General features: G+C 75.5%; 2 protein-coding genes and 1 pseudogene. All 3 read left to right on the top strand.

Annotated elements, in window-relative coordinates:
• Window positions 1-1,174 (top strand): annotated as a pseudogene (locus tag JM949_RS35375) (hypothetical protein); the annotation flags it as partial.
• A complete protein-coding gene (locus JM949_RS35370; RefSeq protein WP_203152397.1) occupies window positions 1,159-1,359 on the top strand; it encodes a helix-turn-helix domain-containing protein in 201 nt (66 codons plus the stop codon). The pseudogene JM949_RS35375 and the gene JM949_RS35370, both read left to right, overlap by 16 nt.
• Window positions 1,356-2,229: nitrate- and nitrite sensing domain-containing protein (locus JM949_RS35365; RefSeq protein WP_203152396.1), on the top strand; the 874-nt coding region annotated here is incomplete at its 3' end. The genes JM949_RS35370 and JM949_RS35365, both read left to right, overlap by 4 nt.

Below are 2,229 nucleotides of genomic sequence, written 5' to 3'. Positions count from 1 at the left end.
GTACCGGTGGTCGGGCAGCGCCTCGGCGGCGGCCTTCGCCATCGTCGGCGGGCTGGCCACCGGCGACCCGGGCGCCGCCACCGAGTCGCCGGCCGGTGACCCGGCCGGTGAACCACCCACCCTGCACGCCAGCGCGGCCCGACTGATGGCCAACGGGGTACGCGAGAGCGTGACCGGCTCGCCGACCGCCGCGCTCTCCGCTCTGGTGCAGGCCGCCGCGTTGCTGGAGCCGGACGGGCGGGCCGCGCTCCTTCCGGACAGCCCGGCGGCTCTCGCCGCGTTGACGGCGGTGCACTGCGGTGAGCTGGAGATCGCCGAGCGGGTGCTGCACCGGGCCTCGGGCGCCGGCGTCGGCGGCCCGCTGATGGCTCGCCGCCACCAGCTCCTACAGGCCTGGATCCTGATGGTCCGGGGCGAGATCCACGCCGCGTCGGAGCGCCTCGCCACGGTGACGATCGACGGGCGGCAGCTGGAGTCCCGCGACCAGCTCTTCGCCGCCGCGATCCGACTGGGCATCGGTCGGCGCAACAGCGACCTCGGGGCGCTCAAGCGCGGTTGGGGGCAGGCGTTGGAGGCGGTGGTGCGGCACCCGGTCGACCTGTTCACCCTGCTGCCGCTGGGTGAGTTGGCCATCGCGGGCGCGCGGCTGGGTGACCTGGCCCGGCTGGAGCCGTATCTGCTCCAGGGGCGTTCGCTGCTCGACCGACTCGGTAACCCACCACTGTGGAGCGTGCCGCTGCACTGGAGTGGGCTGCACGCGGCCATCCTGACCGGCGAGCCGGCGGTCGCCGACGAGCACGTCGCCGCGCTGCTCGCCGCCGCCGGCCACAGCCGGTACGCGGCAGTGGTCGCCGCCGCCGGCGAGAGCTGGGTGGAGGTGCTCCGGGGGGTCGTCGACCCGGTCCGGGTGGAGGCCGCCGCCCGAGGGCTGCACGACACCGGGTTGTGCTGGGACGGCGCCCGCCTCGCCGGGCAGGCCGCCATCCGGACGGCGGACCGGCGGGCGATGACGAGCCTGCTGGAGTGCGCCCGCGCACTCCAGGGGCGGCCACCCACCGGCCAGGGCGGCCGACCCCGCCGACCGGGGCGAGCGCGGCACGGGCGGACGGCCCGACCCAGCAGGGGCTCAGCGACCGCGAGTACGAGGTCGCCGAGCTGGTGCTCGCCGGGCTGACCTACCGGGAGATCGGTGACCGGCTCTTCATCTCGGCCAAGACCGTCGAACACCACGTGGCGCGGATGCGCAACCGGCTGAACTGCGCCAACCGGACCGAGCTGCTCGCGCTGCTGCGCACCCTGGTCGCCGACCGGGCCAGCGACACGGCCGGGCAGCCCTGGCCGCGGCGGGCGGGCCGATGACGCGCACTGAGCTCCGGCTGATCCGGGCCAGGCTGGTCGTGCTCGTCACGGTACTGGTCACGCTCTGGTCGTACGCGGCCTACACGGCCAGCCAGGACGTCGTCGACCTGCTGCGGGTACGGGCCCTGGCGGACACCCTGGGCCAGCCCATCGACCGGCTGATCCTGGGCCTGCAGACCGAACGCCGGATCACCGCCGAGACGATCGCCGGCGGCGGACGGACGGCGACCGCGTTGGTCGGGGCACGCGAGCGCACCGATCGGGCCGCCGCCGAGGTCCGCGAGTTCACCGAGGGCCGCGACCTGCGGTTGCTCAGCGCCGGCAAGGTCCGGGACCGGGCCGACGAGCTGGTCCGACGGCTCGACGGGCTGACCACGATCCGAACCCGGGTGGACAGCGCAGAGCGTGAGCAGGCCACCGCGATCGACGGATACGACCAGGTCATCGACGTCGCCTTCCGGGTGTACGGCCCGGAGTGGGGCGCGTACGAGAGCGCGTTGGCGGTCGACACCCGCGCGGTGATCGCGTTGGCTCGCGCCCGGGAGTTGCTCGCCCGGGAGGACACGCTGGTCAGCGCGGCGCTGGCCGGTGAACGGCTCGGCGTCGACCAGCGCCGCCGACTGACCGCGCTGGTCAACAACCAGCGGTACGCGCGTACCGAGGCGGCGGCCGGGCTGCCGGACGACGGGCCGGGCGAGTACCAGCGGCTGGTGGCCGGCCCCGAGTTCGCGGGCCTGCTCGCCGCCGAGGAGCGGCTGCTCTCGGCGGACGACGGTGCCGCCCTGGCCGGTCTCACCAGTCAAGCCTGGCGGGCCGCGGCGGATGCCGCCCTCGGCGCGGTGCAGACCGTGGTGACGAGCACCGGCCCGC

Origin of the sequence: Micromonospora tarensis, from assembly GCF_016803395.1 — a bacterium.
GTDB lineage: Bacteria > Actinomycetota > Actinomycetes > Mycobacteriales > Micromonosporaceae > Micromonospora > Micromonospora tarensis.
This window is presented reverse-complemented; position numbering and strand designations above follow the sequence as displayed.